Raw genomic sequence first — 1,807 nt, forward strand, 5'->3', positions numbered from 1 at the left:
CGCCCACTCGTTCGGGTGACAACGAGCCGGAGCCCACCCGGGCCGAGGTCGAGCCCGCCAGCTCGATCCCGCAGACTCCCGCCGACCACTCCACCTGCCCGTCCTGCCAGGCCGCCAAGGCCACGCCGAAGAAGGCCGGCCCCGACGCAACCCCGATCCCCGCGATGCGTGCTGGCTGGCACTACCGCGCGGCCGACCGCGCCATCCTGCACTCCGCCTTCAACGGCGCGGAGAAGCTGGTCATCGGCTACGTCCCGCCGGTCGACGGCCTGGTGACCGCCCGCTCCGAGGACGGCAAGCACACCAGCGTCCAGTACCGCATCCAGACCGTCGAAGGCCCGCGGCTGGTCACCGAAGACGAACTGGACCACGGGACCTGGGCGGGCAAAATCGGCATGCCCCGCCCCTCCGGGAAAGACGCGATCCAGGCGTTCGCCACCATGATCCGGCTCGCCGCCCTGGACGCTCCCGAGATCCCCAGCCAGGTTTTCCTCAGCACCAACGGCAACTTGGTGATGCCGGACGCCACCGCCCAGGAACTCGGCTACCGCGTCACCCAGGGCACCGAGGAACGCGCCTCCGTCGTCTGGTCTCTCATTGGCTACCACGCCGCCCGGCACCGCTTTACCGCCCTCATTCTTGGCGCGGCTTTCGGGGCACCCCTGACCGAATACCTCACCCTCCCCTGCCACGTTCTCAACCTCGTGGGCACCGCACAGTCGGGCAAGAGCACCACCCAGATTGTGCAGGCGTGCCTGTACGGCAGCATCAAGGGCACCACGCAGAAGCTCTTCGAGTCCTGGGACACCTCACCCCAGGGCCTCCCGCAGGTTCTCCGCAACGCGCGCTTCCTCCCGCTTTTCCGTGAGGAGTTCTCCACCCTGCGCCTTCCGGTCAAGACTGCCGAGGGGCTTCTCTCCGCGATTGTCGGCGGGGCTAACCGCACCATGGGCGGAAAGGATGGCCACGCCCTCCCGGGCATGGGTCGCTTTCACTCGATGCTGGGCAGCAGCTCTAACCGGCCGCTGCGCCGCAACGGGCAGACGGAAGACCTTGCCGCGCGCCTTTACGAAATCAAGGGGCCTTTCTGGCCCAACATTCGGGTTGACGACGAGGGCGCGGAAATTCACGACCCCGAGGCCCGGGGCCTGCACATTGCCAAGTGGTTGAAGAATGCGGCTCCCGCTGTTGCCGGGTGGCCTTTTGAGTGGGCTGTGCGTAAGGGCTTTTTCGACGCTCCGGCGCTCGCCAAGTGGTCGATGATGCACGCGCGGCTTTGCGAGAAGTACAGCCCGCCGTCCGGTGGCCTCGGGGCGACTATTGCCGAGGTTCACATGCTGTGGGTCGTTGGCGCTTACATGCTGGGCGAAATCCTGGAGATGCCGGAAATCGGCATGGCCGCTGAAAGCGCGGCGGCGGACCTCCTGGAAGACGCCACGGTGAGGGCCGAGGCTGCGCACCTTTCGATGGGCCAGAAGCTTTGGGATGTTCTGGACGCTGTGCGGGTCAACCCGGTTGAGTTCCCCGAGTACGAGAACGTGCCCGCGATGCTGAGCCCGGAGAACAAGGTCACCATCCTGGGATTCCTGCACACCGGCAAGACCGGCGATCAGGAAATCTGGGTGATCCCCGCGCGGCTGGAGGAGATTTGCCGCCGGGCCGAGGTCGAGAACAGCAACGCCGCGATTGACGATCTCAAGGCGTTGGGTGTGCTGATTCCCGGTGACGGGCGCAACGACCGCCGTCTGCTGCCGCGCGGAATCCGCCAGTTCATCGGCCGCCTGCCCAGCCGCATGTACGCCTTCTC

General features: G+C 66.7%; 1 protein-coding gene. It reads left to right on the plus strand.

Translation table 11 applies throughout. The features are described 5' to 3' along the window. A partial coding sequence (locus tag VR45_RS34945) for a DUF927 domain-containing protein (RefSeq protein WP_045943939.1) occupies nucleotides 1–1,807 on the plus strand: 1,807 nt, incomplete at both ends.

Origin of the sequence: Streptomyces sp. NRRL S-495 (genome assembly GCF_000966955.1) — a bacterium.
Taxonomy (GTDB): Bacteria; Actinomycetota; Actinomycetes; order Streptomycetales; family Streptomycetaceae; genus Kitasatospora; species Kitasatospora purpeofusca.